The following is a 22,418-nucleotide window of genomic DNA, read 5'->3' as shown; positions in this document are numbered from 1 at the left end:
TGACCTGAGCGAGATGAAGCTACGAACGGCCTTATTGGCAGCGCTGTTTCTCAGCGGCTGTCAAAACCTGAGCCATCAGGATGACCGGGCGGTAACGGCAATCGAGCCGATCAAATCCCCCCAAGTCAGCAAGAAAACGTACAAAAAACACTCTTCGCGGATGCTGTTCGGCGACGAACAGATAGAAGAGCTGGATGACACTGATAACCTGTGGGTGCGTATCAGCGATGATATGCAGCTGGACTCGCACGATAATGCCCGGGTTCGCCAACAGCGTGATTGGTTGTTGCGCAATGATAAGCATATGGCGACCATTGCCAGCCGGGCTGAGCCCTACCTGTATCTGATGGTAGAGGAAATCGAACGGCGTGAGCTGCCAATGGAGCTTATTACCATCCCCATGATCGAGAGCATGTTCGATCCCAATGCCCGCTCCCGCAGCAATGCGGTCGGTCTTTGGCAGTTCGTTCCTGCAACCGGCAAGAATTTCGGCCTGCGCCACGACAACTGGTACGACGGTCGACGCGATGTCCTGGCATCCACCAATGCCGCACTGGATTACCTGGAGTACCTGAACCGGTTCTTCGACGGTGACTGGCTGCAGACCCTGGCCGCTTACAATGCCGGTGAAGGTCGGGTGCGCAACGCCATCACCCGCAACGAACGGGCTGGTCGACCGACCGACTACTGGTCGCTGGACCTGCCCCGCGAAACCCGGATGTATGTGCCCAAGATCCTGGCCATGGCCGACATGATCCGCAATGCGGACAAATACAATGTCACCCTGCCGGTGCTGGCCAACAAGCCGCAATTGAGAACCATCAATACCGGTGGCCAGATTGATTTGAACGTGGCCGCCCAGCTGGCTGGTGTTTCCGCCTCCCAGCTCAAGGCGCTCAATCCTGCGCTCAAGCGTGGCATGACCTCGCCGCAGGGCCCTTACAACCTGCTGGTCCCCGTCGAGTACGCCGACACCCTGGAACTGGCCCTGGCCGATCTGCCCCAGCGTGAACGTACCCGTGGTGTGCGCTCCTATCAGGTCACCAGTGGTGATACCCTGTCACGGATCGCCCAGAATCACGGGGTGACCGTGCAACAGCTCAAGCTGGCCAACAACATGCGCGGCAACAACCTGCGCCGTGGCCAGAGCCTGATCATCCCCAATGGCGGGCGCGCAACCCAGGTTGCCCAGAGCAAGCCGCAGCAGCTCGCCAGCCGCAGTGGTGGCAAGGTGAACTATCAGGTGCGCTCCGGTGACAACCTGTGGAGCATCAGCCAGGCACACGGGGTCACCCACGCCGACCTGGCCAAGTGGAACGGCCTGAACGCAAAGTCAGCCCTCAAGCCTGGCATGAAGCTGGTGGTCTGGCCCAAGCAGGGCAAGAGCAGCAACAAGTCCATGGTCTATCAGGTGCGCCGCGGTGATTCCCTCTCCTCCATCGCAGCCCGCTTCCAGGTCGCCGTCAACGATGTGATGCGCTGGAACCAGCTCGGCAAGAGTGACTATCTCAAGCCGGGTCAGGAGTTGACCCTGTTCGTGAAGAACAACAGCTGATCGCTCGTCGCAATCAAAAAAATACCCCGCTTGATGCGGGGTATTTTTTTGTCTGCATGAACCAGCGGCGACTCCGCTCTCCCCTGAGGGATGACTCAGGGAGTGATAGCCTGGGCCGCAAAGCGCGCCAGAATGGGGTTGTGGTCAGAGGCATCGGTAGCAGGTGAACTCACCTCCACCAGATCCAGATTGCGATAGTAGAGGTGATCCAGCGGGCGGCCAAAGGCGGTGCGACGCAGATCAGGCACAGGTATGGCCTCCTGCAGGCCAAGCTCGCCCACCAGCTTGTTCAACCAGAACGCGCGCTTGTCGCTCCAGGTGTTGAAATCGCCACCCAGGATGACCGGCCCCTGGTGGCGATGGATCAACGCAGTCAGATCGTTGAGCTGCTCGCGGAAGGTCGCCATGCCCAGTTCGAAATTGACCGCATGGAGATTCACCACCAGCACGCCGTCAGGATCCCCCTGCAAGGGATAGAGACTGACCAGACCTGACTTGGGGATACGCAGCAGGGGTTCGGGGGAACGGACGCCACAGACAAACGCCTGCGGCGTTTTCGCCACTGTCATCACGCCAAAGGAGACACCTCCCTGGGTGAAGGCCTGCAACTGCTGCCATTGGAAATCGCCTCTCTTCAGCCAGTCCAGCATCTCGGGCCGGGTAGCCGACTCTTGCAGCAGCACCAGATCCTGGGACTTGGCATACTCATCCAGCCCTTCCCGCCAGTTCTTGCGTTGTCCCTTGTAGAGGTTCCAGACGGTGATGCCAAATTCCCTCGGCAAGGCCGTGGAGGCGAGCGCCACCAGAGGTGGTCTGTCACAGCTTGCGCCAGGTATGATACCTGCCGCAGTCACCAGATGATCTTGATCCGGTACCTCGAAGCAACCGACCAGCCCCAACGTCAGCAGGGACGTTCCCAGAATCCGATAACTATTTTTCATTGGCTAACAATCACCTGCCTCTGCAAGACGACATGGCCCTCACACAGGCCACGGTCGCCGACTAGTCTCATTATTCGTGTCCGGCCCGACTCATCCAGAAGGAATTCAACGATGGCGAGACAGCACCAGTACCGCGTGACATTTTACGATCAACAGGGAACCTGTCATCAAGTGGAGCTTTCCACCGTCTATCAAATCAGGCGGGATCCCCAATGTGATCTCTGTCTGTTCGACACCCGGCAGTGCGTGGGGTCGGAAGAGATGCTGGAGCGCATGATACGGCAAAAAACCGGGCTTGAGCAGGAAATATCCATCATCAATGCCCGGCTCATCTGAGCAGACTCAGACCGGGACGGGGCGGGATTTGCCCTGATCGTCGATGGCCACATAGGTGAAGACGCCCTCGGTCACGCAGTACCGCTGGGCTTCGTTCTCCCGCAATACCGGCTTGACCCAGACCTCCAGCTTGAGTCGCATGGAGCTGCGACCAATCTTGAGGCAGCGACCGTAACAGCACACCACGTCACCCACCTTGACCGGGCTGTGGAAGGTCATCCCCTCCACCGAGACGGTACAGATGCGCCCTTTTGCCAGCTCCTTGGCCATGATGCCCCCACCTATATCCATCTGGGACATGATCCACCCGCCGAAGATATCGCCATTGGGGTTGGTATCGGCTGGCATTGCCAGGGTTCTCAGCAACAGCTCCCCATCGGGGTGGCGCTTGATCTCTTCCATCATTACCGCTCTCTTTATCATGGATGGCGGCATGATAGGGGGCGATCCCCCCCTTGGCAAACCTCAATTGTCCCGGAGCGCGCGCCGTATCTGGTTTGCACGCCAGATGACCGACTCCGGGGCCCGGATGGCGACGACCCGTTCAACCCTTCAAGGCCGCCCCGTCCGCAAACCAGTGGGCCGGATCCGGCCAGCGATAGACGAAACCAAGCTGCTGGCAGATGCGCTGACCTTCGATGGGAGCAAACTCCCCCGCCGGCTCAACGAACTGCGGCGGCACCAGCCCGAGCAGGCGGCTCGCGAAGGGGTAGAGCTGCTCCCGGCGCGGGTGGACGGGGGCACTCAGATTGTAGGCATCCCCATCCTGCCCCCGGGCCAGCATCAGCTCACAGGCGGCCACCACGTCGTCCAGATGCACCAGGTTCACAGCCTGGCCTCCCCCGGCCAGCGTCTTGCCCGCCAGAAAACGGCCGGGGTGACGGTCAGGACCATAGAGTCCGGCCGGGCGCAAGATCATGGCGCAGTCAACATGCCCTTCCAGCACGGCAAGCTCGGCCGCCCGCATCCGCAAGCCTCTGTCATGGGCTGGAGCGGGCATCTCCTCCTCCCCCTGTCCGGCCCCCCAGACCGAAGTCGCGCTGATAAACAGAACCCTCTGAACACCCGCCTCCCTCGCCTGTCGGCACAGGCTGGCCACGGATGCCGGGTAATCCCCGGTCTTGCTGGGGGGCACACAGATCACCAGGTCATGACAGCGAAAAGGCAGTGACCCCATGTCAGGGGTGAGCAACAGCGGCCAGGCGGCAATACCCTCCCCCCGCAGCCGTTCAGCCTTTTCGGCCGTACTGACCGTCACCGCGACAGATTGCCCCTGCTCTTGCAATGCCCTGGCCAGGGGCAACCCCAGCCAGCCGGCGCCCACGATACCCGTCTGATACTCAAATTCGTTCGTCATACCCGGATCCTGACAAAAAAAAAACGGCCATCCAATGATGACCGTCGAAAGTAACGAAGGAAATAGCCGGATTAACCGGTTACCTCCCACAGCGGGAAAATCGGGAGCGCACGCTCCTAATTCGTGGGCCTATCCTAGTGGCAGCGCAGTCAAAAAGCTTTGAAGCGGATCACAGTTGAAAAGGATTTCTGAAAGCGCTTTCACTGTTTTGCAAAAAAGTTGACCCGCACGGGGCCAACTTCATGACTCAGGCCACAGATTCCCGCCGTACCAGTTCGGCTTCGAATTTGAGCGCCAGCCCCTCTACCGGCTTGTGATCCAGCAGCCTCAGGGCCAGCTCAGCGGCCCGCTCTCCCATCTCCTCGATGGGGTAACGTACCGTGGTGAGCTTGGGATAGATGTATCGGGCATAGGGGATGTCATCAAAACCGACCACAGAGACCTGCTGGGGGATCTTGTAACCCCGCTCCAGCAGACAGGAGATGGCCCCCGCCACCATGGCATCGTTGAAACCAAGCACAGCGCTGAACTCGACGCCGCGCGCCAGCAGCTCGCTCATGGCCACATAGCCACCTTTTTCGTCGGCATAGGCACGGCCGATGAGGGCAGGATCCAGCTCGATACCTGCCCGTTGCAGGGCGAAGCGATAGCCGGCCATCCGCTGCTGACCATCCACAAACTCCTCGTCATCGGAGGTGACGAAGGCAATCTTGCGATGTCCCGCGTCCAGCAGATGCTGGCAAGCCGTGGTGATGCCGGCCTGGTTGTCCAGCCAGACGCAGCGATCCTCGCAGCCTGGCACCTGACGGTTGATGAAGACGATGGGGGTCGTGCCCGACGCCAGCTCGCTGAGCTCTTCGTCAGGCAGCGCCTTGCTGTGCAGGATCAGGGCATCACACTGGCGCTGCAGCAGCGCCTGGATGGCGTGCCGCTCACGGGCCGCGTCGTGGTTGCCGGACACCACGATGGTGAACTTGTTCGCCTTGTCGACCATGCTTTCGATGCCGCGCATCATCTGAGCGAAGAAGGGGCCGCCACACAGATCCCCCACCAGCACACCGATACAGTTGGAGCGTTTGCTCACCAGGGCCTGGGCGAAGCTGTTTGGACGAAAGCTGAGCTCCTTCATGGCCGCGAGGACAGCCTCGCGCTTCTCGGGCGCCACCTGCGCCGTGTTGTTGATCACTCGAGACACTGTCGAAATGGAGACATTCGCCAGCTGAGACACATCTTTGATCGTTGCCACTCTCGATTCCTTTGTTGGAAAAGCCTGTCAGTGATGATCGGGCATTGTATCGAACCTGACAGACCAAGACGCGGCGCCCGATCACCTGGCAGGTTTCCTTTTGTAACAAAGCTTAAGGGATGATAACCATTCTGGGGCAAGAATGGGAGGCAGCCGCGACAACGACTACCCCCGAACTCAATAGGCGTGATTCAGCTCGCGTTCCGACATGAAACGCAAAGGCTGCTGCAGCTTGTGTTGATAGATGAGATCGAAAGAGAGCACGTTCTGGACATAGTTGCGCGTCTCCCGATAGGGGATGCTTTCCACCCAGACATCCATCGGCTTGTTGTCGCTCTGCTCGCGCCAGCGCTTGACCCGACCAGGACCCGCATTGTAGGCCGCCGCCGCCAGGATCCGGTTGCCGTCATACACATCCAGCAGACGCTTGAGGTAGGCGCTGCCAAGACGAATGTTCATGGCCGGGTCGAACAGTTGCTGTTCGTTGCGATAGGGCACCCCAAGCTTGCCGGCCGTCTCTTTCGCGGTGGCAGGCATCAGCTGCATCAACCCCCTCGCCCCGACCGGTGACTGGGCCAGGGGATAGAGTGCGCTCTCCTGACGGGAGATGGCGTAGAGCAGACTGGTGTTCATGGTGCGCTCTTGTGCCATCTGGGAGAAGGTGCGCTTGAGGGGCAGTGGGAAGCGCAGGTCCAGCGCATCCCAGGCCTCGGCACGGATGCTGGAGAGGATCGCCAGCTCGTGCCAGCCCTGGTTGAGGGCGATGTGACCAAACTCCAGACGCTGGGCCACGCTGTTGCGATCCATGTTGTGGATCCACTCAGAGCGGGCCGCCGTGATCTCGTTCATCGCCAGCAGTTCACGCACCCGCAGCAGGAAGGGCCAACGGCGACTGGCACTTTGCCAGTCCGGCACCTTGTGCGCCACGCTCTGGTTCTTCATGCGATAGGGCACACCGGTGCGCTGGGCCGCCATGAAGCCGTAGAAGCCGCGCAGGCTCGCAGTCTCGAGATAGAGGTCCCGCGCCGGTTTCTGCCGCCCCTGTTTCTCCAGCGAGCGCGCCATCCAGTAACGCCAGCGATCCTCTTTTTGCAGCCCCATGGGCATCCGCTTGACCCAGCCTTCGAGGCCGCGCCAATCCTGCTCCCAGATAGCAAGACGGGCCCGCAGCTCCACCAGCTCCGGATCCTTGAGCCGCACCAGGGCCGTATCCAGCCAGGCGCGCTGGTCAGAAGAGCGGTCCAGCAACAGGCGACGGGCGGCGGCTTTCTCCACCCGACTCACCTCGGCATGGTTCAGGCCGAAGCGACGGGCCATCTCCCCCAGTTGGCGCAGAACCGCGTCGGGCTCCTGGTTGGCGTAGCGGGCCAGCCCCAGGGAGAGCAGATGCCGCGACGGGGGCGCCGCCGTGAAGTTGGCCGGATTCATCGCCCGCACGGGTTGGTCATACAGGGCGATCATCTGATCGCCATACCCCTTCATGCCGCTGCCGAGCTGGGCACCGAGGTGGCGAATGAGGTTGGGGTTCTGGGCCTCGAAGGCCAGGTTCATGCGCTCCCAGATCTTCTCCTGAGTACGCAGACCCGCCTGCTGCCAGAGCTGGAACAGGGGATCGCAGGCATCGGGCCTGGATTGACCGCTCAACCAGAGCTTGCCTGCCTCCTGCAGGGCTTCACTTTTGTGCCCCGTGTAGTAGCGGGCCTGATAGTGCTGACAGAGCAGATCGGTGGAGCTTGGCTTGGCCGGATAGAAACGCAGGAACTGGGACCACTGCTGGCTCTGGGCAAGATAGGTGAGATAGCTGCGCTCGAGCCGGTTGGACTGAGGAGTGTCCCCGTGCTGGCGGATGAAGCGGGTCACATCGTTGTAGTCTGCCGCCCCGGGACGGAACGCAAGCTGGTAGTAATCCAGATAGGGCAGCAGCGGATAGTGGATCAGGCGTGCCCGAAGCTGGCTGAATTTGACCTGATCATTGGCACGCACGGCCTCATGGGCCTGGCGATAGAGAGACTGCTCCATGGTCTGCGCGAAGGCAGGAGCCAACAGCCCCGGCATCCAGAGCGCAGACAAGATGATTCCCTGCACGACTTTCACGAATGGCATTCTCCCCTTGAAGACATAACCACCGCCAAAGTGCGGTGGTGACATACCTTCATTCTACCCGCTAAGCACGGGGGCTACGCCACACTATTTTTATCGGTGCAGACGGGGCGATCACCGCGTACCTGGCGGCTGACATAGCGTTCAAGGTAGGTAACAGGGAGCGGCTTGGAGGCGAGGTATCCCTGGAAGAAATGGCAGCCCTGTGCCTGCAGAAACTCCAGCTGCTGGCGGGACTCCACCCCCTCCGCCGTCACGTTGAACCCCATGTGGCGGGCCATGGCGATCACGGCCTCGACGATGGCCATGTTGTCACCATCCTTGGGTATGTCCTGGATGAAAGAGCGGTCGATCTTGAGCTCATCGGCCGGCAGCCGCTTGAGGTAGCTCAGGGAAGAGTACCCCGCCCCGAAGTCGTCGATGGCAAAGCTGATGCCCAGGGTCTTGAGTTCCGCCATCTTGCTGATGGTGTCTTCCGCATGACCCAGCACCACCGACTCGGTGATCTCCAGGTTGAGGCAGGCGGGATCCATGCCGGTGGCCGCCAGCACATCGTGAATGCGATCGACGAAGTCGGGAGCATGGAACTGTTTGGCGCTCACGTTGACCGAGAGCTGAGGGACGTGGATCCCGTTCTCCTCCCAGGAGACGTACTGGGTACAGGCTTCGTGCAATACCCAGTTGCCGATGTCGACAATGAGATCCGTCTCCTCGGCAATGGGGATGAACTCGGCAGGCGACACCAGGGCACGCCCGGGGGGTTGCCAGCGGATCAGCGCCTCGACACCGATGATCTCCCCCCCCGCCACCATGTGCTGGGGCTGGTAGTGGAGAGTCAACTCCCCATTATCGAGGGCACTGCGCAGCTCGTTGTGAATGTGCAGACGCCGGTCGGCCTGCAACTGCATGGAGGCATCAAAGAAGCGCCGGGTCTTGCGGCCCGCCGATTTCGCCTGATACATCGCGGTGTCAGCCTGCTTGAGCAGATCCCCCGCCTCCTGCTCCCGACCGGGAAAGAGGGTGATGCCGACACTGGCGCCGATGTGCAGCACCTGGCCTCTGAAATCATAGGGGGCGGCGATCTCCCCGATCAGCCGCTCCGCGATGAGGTCGGCCTGCATCTCCGCCTGGGGCGGGCTGATGGAGAGCGCTGGCAGCAACAACACGAACTCGTCGCCGCCGAGACGGGCCAGACAATCCCCCTGGCGCACCAGCCGCTTGAGACGGCTGGCCACCTCCTTGAGCAGCCAGTCGCCGGTGGCGTGACCCAGGGAATCATTGATGGTCTTGAAGTGGTCGAGATCGATGAACAGCAGGGCCCCGATGAGGTGACTGCGATTTGCATCGGTGAACGCCTGGGTCAGGGTCTCGTGCAGCTGACGACGATTGGGCAGGCCGGTCAGCTCGTCATAGAAGGCGAGATCCTGAATGCGGCGCTCCGCCGCCTTGCGCTCGGAAATATCCTCGAAGAAGATGACATAGTGGCTGATCCCCCCCTTCTCATCCTGCACCGGCGTGACGATCTCCCACTGGGGATAGGCGTGACCGTCGGCGTGCAGGCGCAGGGTTTCCCCCTGCCAGCGATCCAGGGCGTTGAGCTCGTAACCCAGCCCTCCCAGCCCCGACCAGAGATCGTTGCCAAGGTGCAGACCAATCACCCCCTGGTTGTCAAAGCCGGTGATCTGGCTGAAGGCGTAATTGACCCGCAGGATCTTGAACTCGGGATCCGTGATGATGATCCCTTCGTGAGTTTCAAAGGCCACCGCAGACAGCCGCATCAGGGCATCGCTTTGCAGGCGCTCCAGCTCGGCCACCATGCGCACCGAGAAGATGGTCAGGACAGAGTCCAGATCCGTGGTCCGGGTCTGGCTCGGGAACAGCAGGGCGAGATGGCCCAGGATCTGACCGTTGCGATCGAGCAGCGGCTGGGCGTAATAGTGCTGGCCCGGGGGCAGGTCGGGATACCCGGTCAGGGGTTCACTCACGGGGACCGCGCAGGAGGACCCCTGGCGATAGAGCTGCTGGCAGGGCATGTCACAGAGGGCATACTCCTTGACGTCGATGCCGTGGCTCGCCAGCACTCTCAGCCTGTCGAGACCAACCCGCTCCGTCAGCCAGACGGCAGTGGCTCCCAGGATATGGGCCAGCTCGTTGACCAGGGTCTGGCAAAAATCGAGCCCCGTCTTGGCGGAGAGCGCCTGCGCCAGCTTGGCCAGCAAGGGGGCCTGCAACATGGGAAGCGGCGGTGTCACGCCTGCGGGGGAGTCGGCGCGATCCATCTCGCGATGCATCATTTCGAGGGGGGCAAGCCAGCCACAACAGAGCCCCTGTGCAGGCACATACTGACCGTACCAGAGCGCATGGTGTACCTTGCCGTCCTCATCGCGCAGGTGACCGATGAACTGGCCAGGCTGGCCGGAATCGTGGAGTCTTGCAAGAAAATCGGCGAAACCCGCTTCATCTTCCCGCTCAAGTTGGGTGGCCCAGGGGTGGGCTCCCTCCCCTGCCCAGGGTTCACAAGAGACATGATCAGACAGGCTCCATTGCCCATGCTGCCGATCATAAAACCACATCATCTGGGTGGCTTGCTGCTTCATCTACGACTCCAACCACTACAACCACGTTATCCACCCCGACTCCTGCAGAAAAGCATATCCGTTTGCGCGCATATCTCCACCGGCGCATGGCAATGATTTTGCGATGCGATGAGGCGATGTGGGTGGAGAAAATTCGAGACTATGCGGCAAAAACCAAACATCGGGTCGACACAAGGCGCTGCCGAGGGGGGACAGAAACGATCCTATTTGCTGATACTGCCTGCCTGTTTCACTGAGCTCAAGCGGTTTTTGGCATGAAACGGGAAAAGCTCACAATTTATGGACAGCGGGATTCCCAAGGGCATTTTTCGTGACACAGATCACACTTTGATTTGGCGACATGGGTAATCTGGAGGTGAAGACACAAGCAAGACGACCCGAAGGGGGCCATTATGAAAATCGAAATGACCAGTAAAATCATCGACATCACCCCAGCCATCCGCGAGCGCATTGAATCCCGTTTTGAAAAGCTCGAGCGTCTTCAGGTGCCTCTTATCACACCCCATGTGATCATCTCCAAAGAGCGTTTGATGTATATCGTCGAAGCCACTATCGGCATTCCCAACGGCAAACTGTTTGCGCAGGCAGAGCACGAGGATCTCTATGCCGCCATCACGGACCTGGGCCAGAAGCTGGAACGCCAGCTCAACCGTCACACGGAGAAACCCATCGCCCGTCGTGCCGCCGGCAAGGAAGTGCCTCAACCGGACGAAGCAGACGCCTGACAAGGTTCACCACTCATAAAGCAAAAGGCGGGTTATCCCGCCTTTTTGCATTCTACCGTGCCGTCACCCCAGCCAGCGCAGCCTGGCATCCACCCCTTGCGCAAGCTCATCGAGCAGCGGCAGCATCATCAGCGGAACTTCCTCCCTGGGGTCAGCGCCCATAGGTCGGGCCTGCCATCGCTCGCGACCCAGTGCCGAGAGGTTGTCGTACACTGCGGGATCCAGCGCGGGCGTTCGGCTCACCAGTGGCGGGGAGCGCAGCGCCAGCCAGAGTCTCACATCCGTCATGCACCCGCCCTGTTGCAGACGTTCGTTGAGGCTGGTGGCATCGCTCTCTTCCACCCCGCCTTGCAGGGACGCCCGGGGCATCAGACCGAAACGAGAGCGCCAATCCAGCTCACCCGACGCAGGCTTGGGCGGGGCATCAAACCAGGGCTGCTCTTCCACTGCATCAGTCAGCAGCGCCAGATGCAGCCTGAAGTCGGCACGGTCCCCCGCACGGAGATCCTGGTTGAGCCGTTGGCCCAACTGGGCCTCATCCACGAGCAAGCGGTCACGAATCGCACTGGGCAGCATGAGATAAATCTTGGAAATGAAGGTTTCATTGCTTATCGGCCATCAACCCGATCCTTTAAGCATTAAAAATCCCGGCAGAGGGGTTCACAAGCGCGACAGATCTGTTAGTATGCGCCTCGCACTTGGGGAGGGGTTCCCGAGCGGCCAAAGGGATCAGACTGTAAATCTGACGGCTCTGCCTTCGAAGGTTCGAATCCTTCTCCCTCCACCATTCAAGTGCGCACAATCAGGTCATGCCCCGTGGAGGGGTTCCCGAGCGGCCAAAGGGATCAGACTGTAAATCTGACGGCTCTGCCTTCGAAGGTTCGAATCCTTCTCCCTCCACCATATTTCAGAGAACCCGGCCTTGTGCCGGGTTTTCGCTTTTCTGCCTTCCACAAATCCCCTTCTTCTACAAAAAAACGGGAGGCCAGGCCTCCCGTCAATATATGCACGCTCTCACCCCGAACCTGCTGGCGACAGCTGTCATCAGCAGGTCGGGCAGGGGGGAATAAGCGTCCCCCCAGGCATCTGTCTTGTCATCCGCGCCCCTTACAGGGTGAAGCGATAGAAGATATCCACCGCCTGGGCCACCCCGCTCATGGCCTGCAGATAGAGCCTTGGCATCAGCTCGTAGCGCAGCTTGAATTCGGCGATGGGGCTGAACACCCCGACCCCGTACTGGAACTGCAAGCCGGGCAGCAGGTAGGCCGACAGGGTCACCTGGGTGTCATCGCCACTGCCTGCGGTATCGAGGGCCACGTCGCTCATGCCGAGGGACTCCCCGATGCTGGAGACCACGCCGCTCGCCTGGCTCACGGCCCCCGCCACCAGCAGGCCGTTAAAGCCGCCATCCTCGCCGCTGGTCTGCAATCCCTTGCCCCGCAACAGATAGGAGAGCTGTTCGGACTGCGCCATCTGCGGTTCGGAATAGACAGTGATCTTCGGCTTGGCGGCCGGCCCCGTCACCCGCACCCCGACGGTCACGTTGTCCTCGATGGTATCCGGATCCCGATAGGTCTCGATGTTGAGATAGGGCTGATCGATGGGGCCGGAGAAGAGGATCCGCCCCTCCTTGATGATGAGGTTCTGGCCATAGGCCTTGAAGCGCCCGTCCCTGAGCTCCAGTTGCCCGTTGCCCGAGAGCGGCTTGGAGGGATCCTGGCGAATGTTGAGGGCCCCTCCCACCTTGGTCTTGAGTCCCATGGCTTCGAGGCGGACGTCGTCCCCGAGCCGGATGGCGAGCCTGATCTCCATGGGCAGCGGTGCCGCCTTGGGGACCGGCGGCAGATCGTCGTAGATGACGGTGACGTCATCGGAGACCGCTACCGCGCTGTCTGGCAGGCTCTTGACCAGGATGCGCGACCAGGGGATGTCCACCTGACCGGTCACCCTGGTCTCCTCCCCGAGAGAGATGGCGATGTCAGGTGTCACCCTGACCCGGCCCATGCCCGGGTACTGGGCTTCCAGCTCCTTGCCCTGAATGGTGAGGCTGCCGGTCACCGGCTGCTGGGCCCAGCTCAGCCAGCCCCCCAGCACCAGGGGGCCCTTGCCCACCATCATGGAGCCGTCGAGTTCGGCCCGGTTGCCTTCTATCTTGAGGCGGGTCACCAGCTTGGAGAGGGTCACCATGTCGGAGTGGGTCTGAACCTCCCCCTCCTTCAGGTTCAGCTCGCCATACAGCAGGGGGGCAGCCAGGGTACCGTCGAAGCGGGCATCCGCCGAGATGACCCCTTGCAGGGAGCGCACTTCGGGAATGAGCGGCGCAAAGGTCGCAAGCTTCAGATCGTCAAACCTGAGTTGACCGCCGAGGTTGCCGCGGCCGGCGGGATCCCGGATCAGCAGATCGGTGTCGATGTTGCCGATCTGCTCGGAGGCGAAATCGACCCGGATGGCGGCCTGCTGGCGCTCGAAGTCGATCCCGAGCTCGAGGCGCTGGTAGTCGGTCTTGAGTTCGTCGGCGACGAAGGTCCCAGGCGTGGTGCGCACGGTGGCGTACAGGGTCGGCTGGTTGCCGCGCCAGCTGGCGCGCCCGTCGGCCGACAGCACTGCCTGCCAGCGGAAATTGTCCGGCAACCAGGGGCGCAGCCGCTTGAGATCAAATTCGTTCAGGGCAAATTCCAGATTGCCCTGGGACTGGGCTATCCGGCTCCCCTTGACGCAGAGACTGGCCTTCTGGGACGCGAGGCAGAGATCCCCCATGGTCAACTGCTGTTTCGGCAGATCCAGATCCAGAGACCAGGGGGCGGCCAGCGCCCAGCGCTTGAGGGGGGTCTTGAGCTTCAGCTCGGCAAGGGCGCCACGCCAGTGGTCACCGCGCAGGCTGCCATTCAGGCTGAGGTCTGCCGCCAGGGGATCCCCCTTCATGGTCAAGGTGAGCCCGTGGCGCTCGAGATCGCCACTCAGGTTCAGGGCGATTTGCGAGAGCTTGGTCTCCCCCTGCGCCAGGCTCGCCACCGTCACCGCCACCTCACCGGCGGGCTTCTCCCCGACCAGGGCGTTGGCCTTGATGACAGTCTCCTTGAGGACGGTGCCCGCGTAGGCGAGTCGGCCCGACACCAGATCGGCATTCACGCGCGGCGCCTGCTGGTTGCCGGTGACGCGCACCTGGCCCTTGATGTCCCCTCCCAGACCCGGGTAGATACCCCCAAGCTTGGGCGCATCCAGATCCGCATCCAGCTTCCAGGCCTGGGTCGTGAGCGAGCCTTTGGCCTGCAGCCGGTTGGGGCCGCTTTGCAGCGCCAGGGCCGGGATGGTCCACTCCATCTTGTCGTTGCCACTGAGCCTGCCCTGCAAGGCCAGGGGATACTGGTTGAGCTTGCCATCCACCTTGAGCTCGGGCAGGGCCAGCTGCCAGTGGCCCGCCTCATCCAGATCGAAGCGACTGGTGATCTTGCCCGCCAGTGCCCCCTTGATCTCGGGCACCAGCTCCGCCGGGTTGATCCCCTTGAATTCGGTCGTCCCCTGCCACTGGACCCCCTTGCTCCAGGCCAGCTTGCCGTCGAGCTTGAGCTCCCCCTTGAGGGCCCCCAGCAGCAGCTCGATGCGGCTCAGCTGGTTGAGATCCCCCTTGCCCGAGAGCGCCACCTTGAAGGGGGGCACATCGGTCCCCTTGCCGGCGGTGTTGAGCGCAAACTGGTAACCGGAGAGCTTGCCCTTGGCGCTCAGGGTGCCCTTGTCCAGCCGATAGCTGGGCTCATCCTTGGCAGGCTTGTGCAGGGGCCAGGAGAGGCTCTTCCAGTCCAGCGCCAGATCGAAGGGCAGATCCGGGTCGAGGGCCGCGAGGGATCCTTTGAGATTGGCGCCCACCGGCCCCTTGGCCTTGAGTGCCAGCCCAAGCTTGCCCACAGAACCGTCCAGGACGAGATTGACCTGCTCCCCCTTGAGCTCCCCGTCCAGCAGCCCTTGACGCGCCTTGGCATCCAGAGTCAGGGTGAGGGGGTAATCCTCGTGCAGGCGCACCTGACCACTCAAGGCCAGATCCGCCATGGCATGGCGCAAGGAGAGCTCCCGGATGTCGATGCGCTCCTCCTCGGCGGTGGCCGACAGCAACAGGTTGTCAAGCCCCTCCACCAGCTCACCTTGCTGATAACGGAACGCCGTGGCTTTCAGCCCCTCCAGCTGGATGGGGAAAGGCAGTCGCACCGCCGGCAGCACCATGGGCTCGGGCTTGCTTGCGGCCTGCGTCTTGTCACCGGGGACAGCCTTGCGCTCGCCGACCGCCAGGGTGGCGCTTTTCTCATCCGCCGGTTTGGCGCCCTTGTCACTGGCCGCCTCAGCCGGGGCCGGTGCCACCACCACGTTCAGGCCATCGAGCACGGGGCCGCGCACGATGAGCCCGGCGCGATCCAGGGCGGCGCCAATATCCAGATCCTTGAGGGTGATCGTCACGCTGGGCACCGCCACATCGAGATCGGCAACCTTGAGGCTGTCGACCTGGATTTTGAGCGGCAACGGATGCCAGACGAAGGGCTCCGACGGCTCTTCCGGCACCGGCTCGGACTCCACCACCCGGACAACGGGGCGAGTCACCGCCAGAGACTTGATCCAGAGCTTGCCCTGCAGGAGCTTGCCCAGATCCCAGTCCAGCACGGCCCGCTCCACGGTGACATCCACCAGCTCGTCCTGCCAGCCAACCCCTTCGAAGGTCCAGCCATAACCGAGTTGCCCCGCCACCAGCTCCCCCTTGAGGGAGGGCAGCGCGGCTCTGGCCTGTTGCCACAACCACTTGTTACCCTGATGGGTGAAGCCCAGCAGGCTGACGCCGATGAGCAGCAGGAAGAAAAGGCCCATGAGCCACAAGAAAATGCGTTTTACCCAGATCACGATGCAGACCCCTGCAAGGAAAGCAGCCGCAGCGGCCAGAAAAGAGAAAGAAGAGGATATGCGCCTGGTTGCCGGGTCATAGTTCCGGCCCCAGTGCGAAGTGCAGCCGCAGCGGCTTGTCCTCCTCGGAGATGCCCACCGCCAGATCGAGCCTGACCTGACCGATGGGGGTGACCCAGCGCACCCCGCCCCCGGTGCCTATCTTCCAGGCCTCGCTGTAGTCGACTGTGGCGGTCCCGGCGTCCACGAACAGGGCACCGAGCCACTTCTCGCTGAAGCGGTAGTTGTACTCCAGGCTGCCGACGCTGGCGTAGCGTCCGCCGGTCAGCTTGCCATCGTCCCCCCGTGGCGAAATGGTCTCGTAACCGTAGCCCCGGACCGTCTGATCGCCGCCGGTGAAGAAGCGCAGGGAGGGGGGGACCAGGGAGAAATCATCCCCGACGATGGCCCCCTGTTCGGCCCGCATCAGGAAACGGTGATCTTCGCCCAGGGTGCGCAGCCACTTGCTGCGCCCCCACACCCGCATGAAGCTGATGTCGGACCCCCAGTAGGGGCTCGAGAACTCCATCGTCAGTTGCTGGCGATCCCCCCAATCCGGCACCAGACCGCCGCGCACCCGCAGCCGTGACCAGGAGACGCCGGGGATCAGCAGCAGGCTGTTCCCCTCGTCCTGACCCTGGACGTAGCGCTCGTTCTCCAGGCGCACAAAGACGTCTCTGTCCCAGCTCTCCGGTCGGCGTGTCCAGCGGTGCACCCCGAAGGTGGCCAGATCGGAGCGGGTGTCGTTGTTGTCGGTGTATTGATAGCCAGCCTGCAGGGAGTAGTAATCCCGCAGCGGGTTGCCCACCGGGATCTGGTAGTCGAAGCTGAGCTCCGCTTCCGGCGCCGAGATCTTGGCGGTGCTGGAGAGGCGGTGACCATAGCGGTTCACCCAGGGTTTCTCCCAGGTGGCACTCAGGCGCGGCCCCACGTCCGTGGCATAACCGATACCGGTCTCAATCTCGTGATCGACCCGGTTGGAGAGGGTCACCTGCACCGGCACCCGGTTGCCCTCGGCCTGGCTGATCAGGGGTTTGATGTCCACCTGCTTGAACAGCTTGGTGGAGGAGACATCCTGGGACATCTCCGCCAGACGGATCGCCAGATAGGGGTCGCCGCTCTTGATGTTGATGAGCGGGCGGATCAGGTGCAGTGCCTCCGGCGTCGCGTCATAGCGGATCTCGCCGAAATGGTAGCGCGGGCCAGAGCGAAACAGGATGTAGATCTCCGCCTTGCCCTGTTCCGGGAAAACCTTGACCTGGCTCTTACTGATCTTGGCGTCAAAATAGCCGCGGGCCAGCCCCAGACTGCCGAGATCCGCCTTGATGGATTCATATTTGCCGTGGTTGAGGGGATCTCCCTCCTTCAGGGGCAGCTTGTCCAGCAGCTCGCTGTACACCTCGTCGCTCCCCGCATCCCCTTCCAGCAGGATGTCGAGGCGCGAGATGATCACGGGTTCCCCCCGCTCAATCTCGATCACCACCTTGGCGGGCGTCTTCTTGTCGCGGTTCAGAGTGATCTTGGGCTGGTAGTAGCCATAGACCTGCAGCGCCTTCTGTACGCTCTCGGTGATCTTGGCGCGGGCGGGGCGGTACTGGCGTTCCTGGTAGACGGGCAGGGCGTTGAGGTAGGCCTCGACGTTGTCTTTCTGCTCTCCCCTGACCCCCTTGATCTGGTAGGTCAACTTGGCCGCCATGGCGGGCATCGCCATCAGCCAGAGAGCGAGGGCGAGCAGCAAGAGACCGGGCCCGGGGCGACGGGATCGCCCGGATGAAGTGCTCCCGGTGAAAAAAGTAGGATAGCATCCTGTCAAACGTCAGTTTCCCCGAATAACATGATTTAAAGATTGTGTTATTTAGTACGATACCGAGACTCATCCCGGGCGAATGCCGCTCATCCTAGCATAATCGCGACGGCGAAATCCCACGCTCGGGGCCCCTTTGCGTGCCGCTCTGCCACCCCCGGTGCGGGGATCGCTTCGGCCCTGCAAGGAGCCAGCCGGGTGTGAGGAGCCAAACTGCGCACTATCCGGGCAAGGGGCGAACAAAACGCCACCATCTGCCCCGCCACGCCGGATCTCCCCCGGCGGCCTTGGGCTGGCAGCAGGGTCCGGCTCGTCGCGACAACCCTTGTCGGACACCCCGCATCCGGCGGGTTTCGTCAACCCGTCCCCCTCGATTTGCTCCGTGCCCTCTTCCCCACCCTGCCTGCTATTGAACAGGAAAATAAGTTTAAATCAATCACTTGAATAGATGGCACTAAAGCTTCGTTCAATTCAATCGATTTATCCCGCTGCCCCTGCGCTCCTGCCTGTCCCACACTGATCCCAATCATCGCAGGAGAGACCCCATGCACCTACGTAGCGAACAACTGGCTGACTACATCGCCGACCGACTCGAGTTCATCACCTTCCTGGCCTGCTGCAGCGCCCTGCTGGCCCTGCTGACCGGCATGAACGGTCAGCAGGCCCTCGCCTTCACCGCGCTCAATCTGCCCTTTGGCCTGGCCCTGCTGCTGGGCATGGCCCTGCTCGCCCCCCTGCCTGTCCACTGGCGCCTGCCCGGCATAGTCCTGCTGCTGGTGAGCGCAGCTCTGGCCACCCTGCAGATGGGGGGCAACTGGCTCAACCCCCTGGCCATCTGGAGCCTCTATGCCCTGCTGGGGCTGGAGATCCTCTGGCAATCCCGGGCCAGGGTCCCCCTGGCCACCGGCCCCCGGAGCCGGGTCTCGCGCCCGAGGGGCTGACGTGGAGGCGCAATTGCAGTAATCTTGCGCCCCCTTTCCCCTCGCCGAGGAGCATTCCGATGAAAAAAGCCTGTGCCCAGCACATCCTGGTCAAGACCGAGAAACAGTGTCTGGAGATCAAGGAGAAGCTCGCCAAGGGCGCCGATTTCAGCCAGATGGCCAAGCGTTTCTCCACCTGCCCTTCCGGCAAGCGTGGCGGCGATCTGGGAGAGTTCTCCAAGGGGGACATGGTCAAGTCCTTCGACGATGCCGTGTTCAAGGGGGAGCTGCTGACCGTGCTGGGGCCGGTGCGCACCAAGTTCGGCTTCCACCTCATCAAGGTGCTCTATCGCAACTGATCCAGGGCGACGAGGCCATCGGCTCTCTGAGCCGCACGCCTGGGATTGATGATCATTTACTAACGTTATCAGGCAATTAAGTTTATCCTTCTGGGCATAGTTCCATCCTGTCCCGTGGATCCCTCATATGCACAGCTCTTTGTGGTGGCCGCTGCTGACCTGGCTATTGCCCCTTTGCGGGGCCCTTGGCAGCCGCGCCCATCTCTGGCCCTGGTGGCTCGGCTTCATCCTCTGTCTCGCCAGCGCCCTCCTCAGCCTCGTGATGCTGCTGCGCCTGCCCTGGCGTTATCGCCGCACCACCAACCTCTGGCCGGATATCTGGGGCATAACTCCCCTGCTGTTGCCCCTGCTGTTTCTCGTCCAGGCGCTGCGCTCCCCCCTCACCAACGACGTCAGCACGGATCCCTACCATCCGCCACGGCTCCAGTGGGCCGAGCTGCTCAGAAGCCCGGAGGATCTCCCGATCTCCCCCCCGCCCCTGCAAGTATTTCCAGGCAACCCCGGTCCTCTCTATACCCGGGCATCCCCGGTCGAAGTACTCGCGGAAGCCGAGGAACTGATGACGGAGCTGGGCTGGCAGGTTCGCCCGGGCAGCGAGGGTATCGATGCCGTCGTCACCACCGGCTGGTTCGGGTTTCAGGATGACGTGGCCCTGCGGGTCTTTGCCGGGCCCAAAGAGACCCGTATCGACATGCGCTCCGCCTCGCGCCAGGGGCGCAGCGATCTGGGGGTCAACCGGGCACGGATCATCGATTTCCTGAATCGGTTGAACGAGCGCCTGGGGGGGGCCTACAAGCCCAAGATGGAGAAGCTCAAAGAGGAACAAGATGCGCATTGAGGTCAAACCGGACCGGGCCTACGCCTGGTTCATCCGCCCCTTCTTCTGGCTGCAGAAACGCAACTACGGTCAGGTGCTGATCCCGGGCAAGTGCTGGGGGCGCTCCCCCAGGCTGTTCGCCGCGGTCGCCACCCTCTACGGCGTCATCAACCGCAAGCGCTCCCCCATCGACCCCGTGCTGCGCTCCCTGGTGACGGTGCGGGTCTCCCAGCTCAACTGGTGTCGTTTCTGTGTCGACATCAACGCCATGACCCTCGTCAAGCGGGCAGGCTCCAGCGACAAGGTGGAGGCGCTGGCCCGGTGGCGCGACAGCCCCTTGTTCGACGAGCGGGAGCGGGCCGTGCTGGACTATGCCGAGGCCATGACCGGGCTGGATGGCGTGAGCGACGAGCAGGCCGCCCGCCTCAAGCCCTGGTTCGATGACGACGCCCTGGTGGAGCTCACCGGCCTCATCGCCTTCCAGAACATGTCCGCCAAGTTCAATGCCGCTCTCGACATCGCTCCCCAAGGGTTCTGCCAGTTGCCGGTGCAACCCGAGCGCCCCCTCGACAAGGGGCAGGGATGAACCGGGCACGCCTGCTGCTGTTGCTGGCGATGGGGGCCCTGGTCGGCACCTTCTTTGCCCTCGACCTTGACCACTATCTGAGCCTCACCCAGTTGCAGGCTCATCAGGCGCGCCTGGCCCTTTGGGTCGACCGCCATGTTGTCGCAGCCAGCCTGCTGTTTCTGGTGATCTATGTGCTCACCACCGCCCTCTCCCTGCCGGGGGCGGCCCTGCTCACCCTGGCGGGCAGCGCCGTCTTCGGCATCCTGTGGGGGCTCTTGCTGGTCTCCTTTGCCAGCTCCCTTGGCGCCACCCTGGCCTTTCTCAGTGCCCGCTTCCTGCTGCGGGACTGGGTCGAGACGCGCTTTGGCGACAAGCTGGCGAGCGTTCAGGCCGGCATGCAAAAGGAGGGGGCCTTCTATTTGCTGAGCCTGCGCCTCATCCCCCTCTTCCCCTTCTTTCTGGTCAACCTGGTGATGGGGCTCACCCCCATCAGAGTCAGCACCTACTACTGGGTCAGCCAGCTCGGCATGCTGCCGGGCACCCTCGTCTACGTGCTGGCGGGGAGCGAGCTGGCTACCCTCACCAGCACAGGCAACCTCTTCTCCCCCGGCCTGCTGGCCGCCCTGACCCTGCTCGGCCTGATGCCCTGGCTGATGCGTGCCTTGCAGCGCCGTCTCGCCCTCTACCGGTTGCACGCCCCCTACCGCAAGCCTGCGCGCTTTGACTACAACCTGCTGGTGATAGGTGCCGGCGCCGGAGGCCTGGTCACCAGCTACATCGCCGCCGCGGTGAAAGCCAGAGTGGCCCTCATCGAGCAGCACAGGATGGGAGGGGATTGCCTCCATACCGGCTGCGTCCCCTCCAAGTCGCTGATCCGAAGCGCCCGCTTCGCCATTGAACAGCGTAAGGCCGGGGAGCTTGGTTTTACCCCGAGCCAGAGCCGCGCCGACTTCGCCGCCGTGATGGCGCGGGTCGCCCGGGTCATCGAGGAGGTCGAACCCCACGACTCGGTGGCGCGCTATGAAGGACTTGGGGTGGAGTGCATCCAGGGGCGGGCGCGAGTCACCTCCCCCTGGGAGGTGGAGGTCAACGGCAAGCGCCTGACCAGCCGTCATATTGTGATCGCCACCGGCGCCCGCCCCCGGGTGCCCGCACTGCCGGGGCTGGACAGGGTTCCCTACCTCACCTCCGACACCCTCTGGCAGCGACTGCGCGAGCCCCCCCGCCATCTGCTGGTGCTGGGAGGAGGCCCCATCGGCTGCGAGCTGGCCCAGAGCCTGGCCCTGCTCGGTATCCCCGTCACCCTGGTGGAGCAAGGCCCTCAGCTGCTGCCCCGGGAAGATAGGGACGTCGCCGGGGCCCTGGCCGCGCAGCTGGAGCAGGACGGCGTCACCCTGCACCTCGGCTGGCAGGCTACCTCGGCCGGGTATATGGACGGTAAAGACACCAACCTGCCCATCCGGCTGCACCTGCGCCGGGGGGACGAGACGTTGGTGATTGAGGGGGACCAACTGCTGCTGGCCCTTGGCCGGGAGGCCAACGTGAGCGGTTTCGGGCTGGAGGCGCTGGGGGTTGAACTGGCCCCCGGCGGCACCCTGGCCATCGACGGCTTCCTCGCCACCAACTACCCCAGCATCCTGGCGGTAGGGGACGTTGCCGGCCCCTACCAGTTCACCCATTTTGCCGCCCATCAGGCCTGGTATGCCGCCATCAACGCCCTCTTTGGCCAGTTCAGGCGCTTTCGGGCAGACTACAGGGTCATGCCGGCGGCCACCTATACCAGTCCGGAGATAGCCAGGGTCGGCCTCAACCAGAAAGAGGCTCTGGCCCGAGGCATCCCCTTCGAGTCGACCCGCTTCGAGATGGCCGAGCTGGACAGAGCCATCGCCGACGGCGAGTCCGGGGGCTTTGTCGAGGTGCTGACGGTGCCGGGCCGTGACAGGATACTCGGGGCCACCATAGTGGGTGCTCACGCCGGCGAGCGGATCGCCGAGTTTGCCCTCGCCATGCGCCACCGCCTGGGACTTGGCAAGATCCTCGCCACCGTTCACCCCTACCCCACCCTGATGGAGGGGAACAAGTACGTGGCTGGCGCCTGGCGCCGTGCCCGCCAGCCCGGGCGCCTGCTGGCGCTGCTGGCCCGTTATCACCGGTGGCGCCGCGGCGCCTGACT

Annotated in this window: 18 protein-coding genes and 2 tRNA genes; 10 read left to right on the top strand and 10 right to left on the bottom strand. The window is 62.7% G+C overall.

Annotation, left to right across the window (positions count from 1 at the left end; genetic code table 11):
• Positions 1-31: 31 nt before the first annotated feature.
• Positions 32-304, bottom strand: a complete 273-nt coding sequence (locus I6L32_RS23105) for a hypothetical protein (RefSeq protein ID WP_010674135.1) — start codon at positions 302-304, stop codon at positions 32-34.
• Between I6L32_RS23105 and I6L32_RS13790 the strand changes: the two genes are divergently transcribed.
• Positions 233-1,555, top strand: a complete 1,323-nt coding sequence (locus I6L32_RS13790; protein ID WP_223302529.1) for a LysM peptidoglycan-binding domain-containing protein — start codon at positions 233-235, stop codon at positions 1,553-1,555. The genes I6L32_RS23105 and I6L32_RS13790 overlap by 72 nt on opposite strands.
• A 95-nt stretch (positions 1,556-1,650) precedes the next feature.
• On the opposite strand, the gene I6L32_RS13785 is transcribed toward I6L32_RS13790, so the two are convergent.
• Positions 1,651-2,496, bottom strand: coding sequence for an endonuclease/exonuclease/phosphatase family protein (locus tag I6L32_RS13785; protein WP_029314263.1), 846 nt, complete (start codon positions 2,494-2,496; stop codon positions 1,651-1,653).
• A gap of 111 nt (positions 2,497-2,607) precedes the next feature.
• On the opposite strand from I6L32_RS13785, the gene I6L32_RS13780 reads away from it, so the two are divergent.
• Entirely contained in the window at positions 2,608-2,832 is a 225-nt protein-coding gene (locus tag I6L32_RS13780) for a hypothetical protein (RefSeq protein WP_010674132.1), read from the top strand.
• A 6-nt stretch (positions 2,833-2,838) separates the two neighbouring features.
• Here I6L32_RS13780 and yciA read toward each other — a convergent pair whose 3' ends face one another.
• The 5 genes from yciA to I6L32_RS13755 all read right to left on the bottom strand — a co-directional run bounded on the left by yciA (position 2,839) and on the right by I6L32_RS13755 (position 10,132).
• Complete coding sequence (gene yciA / locus I6L32_RS13775) at positions 2,839-3,237, bottom strand: acyl-CoA thioester hydrolase YciA (RefSeq protein WP_202014311.1); 399 nt, start codon at positions 3,235-3,237, stop codon at positions 2,839-2,841.
• A 139-nt stretch (positions 3,238-3,376) separates the two neighbouring features.
• On the bottom strand, positions 3,377-4,189 hold the full coding sequence (locus I6L32_RS13770; RefSeq protein WP_202014309.1) for an NAD-dependent epimerase/dehydratase family protein: 813 nt from the start codon (positions 4,187-4,189) through the stop codon (positions 3,377-3,379).
• Between the two features lie 247 nt (positions 4,190-4,436).
• Positions 4,437-5,435, bottom strand: a complete 999-nt coding sequence (locus I6L32_RS13765) for a LacI family DNA-binding transcriptional regulator (protein WP_029314259.1) — start codon at positions 5,433-5,435, stop codon at positions 4,437-4,439.
• A 177-nt stretch (positions 5,436-5,612) separates the two neighbouring features.
• A complete protein-coding gene (locus I6L32_RS13760; RefSeq protein WP_202015174.1) occupies positions 5,613-7,529 on the bottom strand; it encodes a transglycosylase SLT domain-containing protein in 1,917 nt (638 codons plus the stop codon).
• Positions 7,530-7,612: 83 nt separating this feature from the next.
• A complete protein-coding gene (locus tag I6L32_RS13755; protein ID WP_202014307.1) occupies positions 7,613-10,132 on the bottom strand; it encodes an EAL domain-containing protein in 2,520 nt (839 codons plus the stop codon).
• A gap of 392 nt (positions 10,133-10,524) precedes the next feature.
• Between I6L32_RS13755 and raiA the strand changes: the two genes are divergently transcribed.
• Complete coding sequence (gene raiA / locus I6L32_RS13750; RefSeq protein WP_010674126.1) at positions 10,525-10,857, top strand: ribosome-associated translation inhibitor RaiA; 333 nt, start codon at positions 10,525-10,527, stop codon at positions 10,855-10,857.
• A 63-nt stretch (positions 10,858-10,920) separates the two neighbouring features.
• Here the strand turns inward: raiA and I6L32_RS13745 are convergent, their stop codons facing one another.
• A complete protein-coding gene (locus tag I6L32_RS13745) occupies positions 10,921-11,433 on the bottom strand; it encodes a VC2046/SO_2500 family protein (RefSeq protein ID WP_010674125.1) in 513 nt (170 codons plus the stop codon).
• A 126-nt stretch (positions 11,434-11,559) separates the two neighbouring features.
• Between I6L32_RS13745 and I6L32_RS13740 the strand changes: the two genes are divergently transcribed.
• Both I6L32_RS13740 and I6L32_RS13735 read left to right on the top strand, forming a co-directional pair.
• A tRNA-Tyr gene (locus I6L32_RS13740) sits at positions 11,560-11,644 on the top strand.
• A gap of 31 nt (positions 11,645-11,675) precedes the next feature.
• Positions 11,676-11,760: transfer RNA gene (locus I6L32_RS13735), tRNA-Tyr, on the top strand.
• Positions 11,761-11,964: 204 nt separating this feature from the next.
• Here the strand turns inward: I6L32_RS13735 and I6L32_RS13730 are convergent.
• Both I6L32_RS13730 and I6L32_RS13725 read right to left on the bottom strand, forming a co-directional pair.
• Positions 11,965-15,738, bottom strand: coding sequence for a translocation/assembly module TamB domain-containing protein (locus tag I6L32_RS13730; RefSeq protein ID WP_216944009.1), 3,774 nt, complete (start codon positions 15,736-15,738; stop codon positions 11,965-11,967).
• A 76-nt stretch (positions 15,739-15,814) separates the two neighbouring features.
• Entirely contained in the window at positions 15,815-17,590 is a 1,776-nt protein-coding gene (locus tag I6L32_RS13725; RefSeq protein WP_216944008.1) for an autotransporter assembly complex family protein, read from the bottom strand.
• Positions 17,591-18,126: 536 nt separating this feature from the next.
• Between I6L32_RS13725 and I6L32_RS13720 the strand changes: the two genes are divergently transcribed.
• The 5 genes from I6L32_RS13720 to I6L32_RS13700 all read left to right on the top strand — a co-directional run bounded on the left by I6L32_RS13720 (position 18,127) and on the right by I6L32_RS13700 (position 22,416).
• Positions 18,127-18,522: a hypothetical protein gene (locus I6L32_RS13720; RefSeq protein WP_010674121.1), complete on the top strand. Its 396-nt coding sequence runs from the start codon at positions 18,127-18,129 to the stop codon at positions 18,520-18,522.
• Positions 18,523-18,581: 59 nt separating this feature from the next.
• On the top strand, positions 18,582-18,860 hold the full coding sequence (locus tag I6L32_RS13715) for a peptidylprolyl isomerase (RefSeq protein ID WP_039039827.1): 279 nt from the start codon (positions 18,582-18,584) through the stop codon (positions 18,858-18,860).
• Between the two features lie 127 nt (positions 18,861-18,987).
• A complete protein-coding gene (locus I6L32_RS13710) occupies positions 18,988-19,698 on the top strand; it encodes a DUF1499 domain-containing protein (RefSeq protein ID WP_202014303.1) in 711 nt (236 codons plus the stop codon).
• Positions 19,688-20,263: a carboxymuconolactone decarboxylase family protein gene (locus I6L32_RS13705; protein WP_039039829.1), complete on the top strand. Its 576-nt coding sequence runs from the start codon at positions 19,688-19,690 to the stop codon at positions 20,261-20,263. Before I6L32_RS13710 ends, I6L32_RS13705 begins: the two co-directional genes overlap by 11 nt.
• Positions 20,260-22,416 carry an FAD-dependent oxidoreductase gene (locus I6L32_RS13700; RefSeq protein ID WP_202014301.1) on the top strand — a complete coding sequence of 719 codons (2,157 nt, stop codon included), beginning with the start codon at positions 20,260-20,262 and terminating at the stop codon, positions 22,414-22,416. The genes I6L32_RS13705 and I6L32_RS13700 overlap by 4 nt, the downstream gene beginning before the upstream one ends.
• The last annotated feature ends 2 nt before the right edge of the window (positions 22,417-22,418 follow it).

This window comes from Aeromonas sp. FDAARGOS 1402 (assembly GCF_019046925.1).
Classification (GTDB): Bacteria; Pseudomonadota; Gammaproteobacteria; order Enterobacterales; family Aeromonadaceae; genus Aeromonas; species Aeromonas caviae.
Note: the sequence above shows the minus strand (reverse complement) of the source record. Positions and strands in the feature narration are given on the sequence as shown.

Coding starts and splice junctions, on each gene's coding strand:
- I6L32_RS13790 (WP_223302529.1), top strand. CDS start 233: ATGCAGCTGGACTCGCACGATAATGCCCGGGTTCGCCAACAGCGTGAT.
- I6L32_RS23105 (WP_010674135.1), bottom strand. CDS start 304: ATGCTTATCATTGCGCAACAACCAATCACGCTGTTGGCGAACCCGGGC.
- I6L32_RS13785 (WP_029314263.1), bottom strand. CDS start 2,496: ATGAAAAATAGTTATCGGATTCTGGGAACGTCCCTGCTGACGTTGGGG.
- I6L32_RS13780 (WP_010674132.1), top strand. CDS start 2,608: ATGGCGAGACAGCACCAGTACCGCGTGACATTTTACGATCAACAGGGA.
- yciA (WP_202014311.1), bottom strand. CDS start 3,237: ATGATGGAAGAGATCAAGCGCCACCCCGATGGGGAGCTGTTGCTGAGA.
- I6L32_RS13770 (WP_202014309.1), bottom strand. CDS start 4,189: ATGACGAACGAATTTGAGTATCAGACGGGTATCGTGGGCGCCGGCTGG.
- I6L32_RS13755 (WP_202014307.1), bottom strand. CDS start 10,132: ATGAAGCAGCAAGCCACCCAGATGATGTGGTTTTATGATCGGCAGCAT.
- raiA (WP_010674126.1), top strand. CDS start 10,525: ATGAAAATCGAAATGACCAGTAAAATCATCGACATCACCCCAGCCATC.
- I6L32_RS13745 (WP_010674125.1), bottom strand. CDS start 11,433: ATGCTGCCCAGTGCGATTCGTGACCGCTTGCTCGTGGATGAGGCCCAG.
- I6L32_RS13720 (WP_010674121.1), top strand. CDS start 18,127: ATGCACCTACGTAGCGAACAACTGGCTGACTACATCGCCGACCGACTC.
- I6L32_RS13715 (WP_039039827.1), top strand. CDS start 18,582: ATGAAAAAAGCCTGTGCCCAGCACATCCTGGTCAAGACCGAGAAACAG.
- I6L32_RS13710 (WP_202014303.1), top strand. CDS start 18,988: ATGCACAGCTCTTTGTGGTGGCCGCTGCTGACCTGGCTATTGCCCCTT.
- I6L32_RS13705 (WP_039039829.1), top strand. CDS start 19,688: ATGCGCATTGAGGTCAAACCGGACCGGGCCTACGCCTGGTTCATCCGC.
- I6L32_RS13700 (WP_202014301.1), top strand. CDS start 20,260: ATGAACCGGGCACGCCTGCTGCTGTTGCTGGCGATGGGGGCCCTGGTC.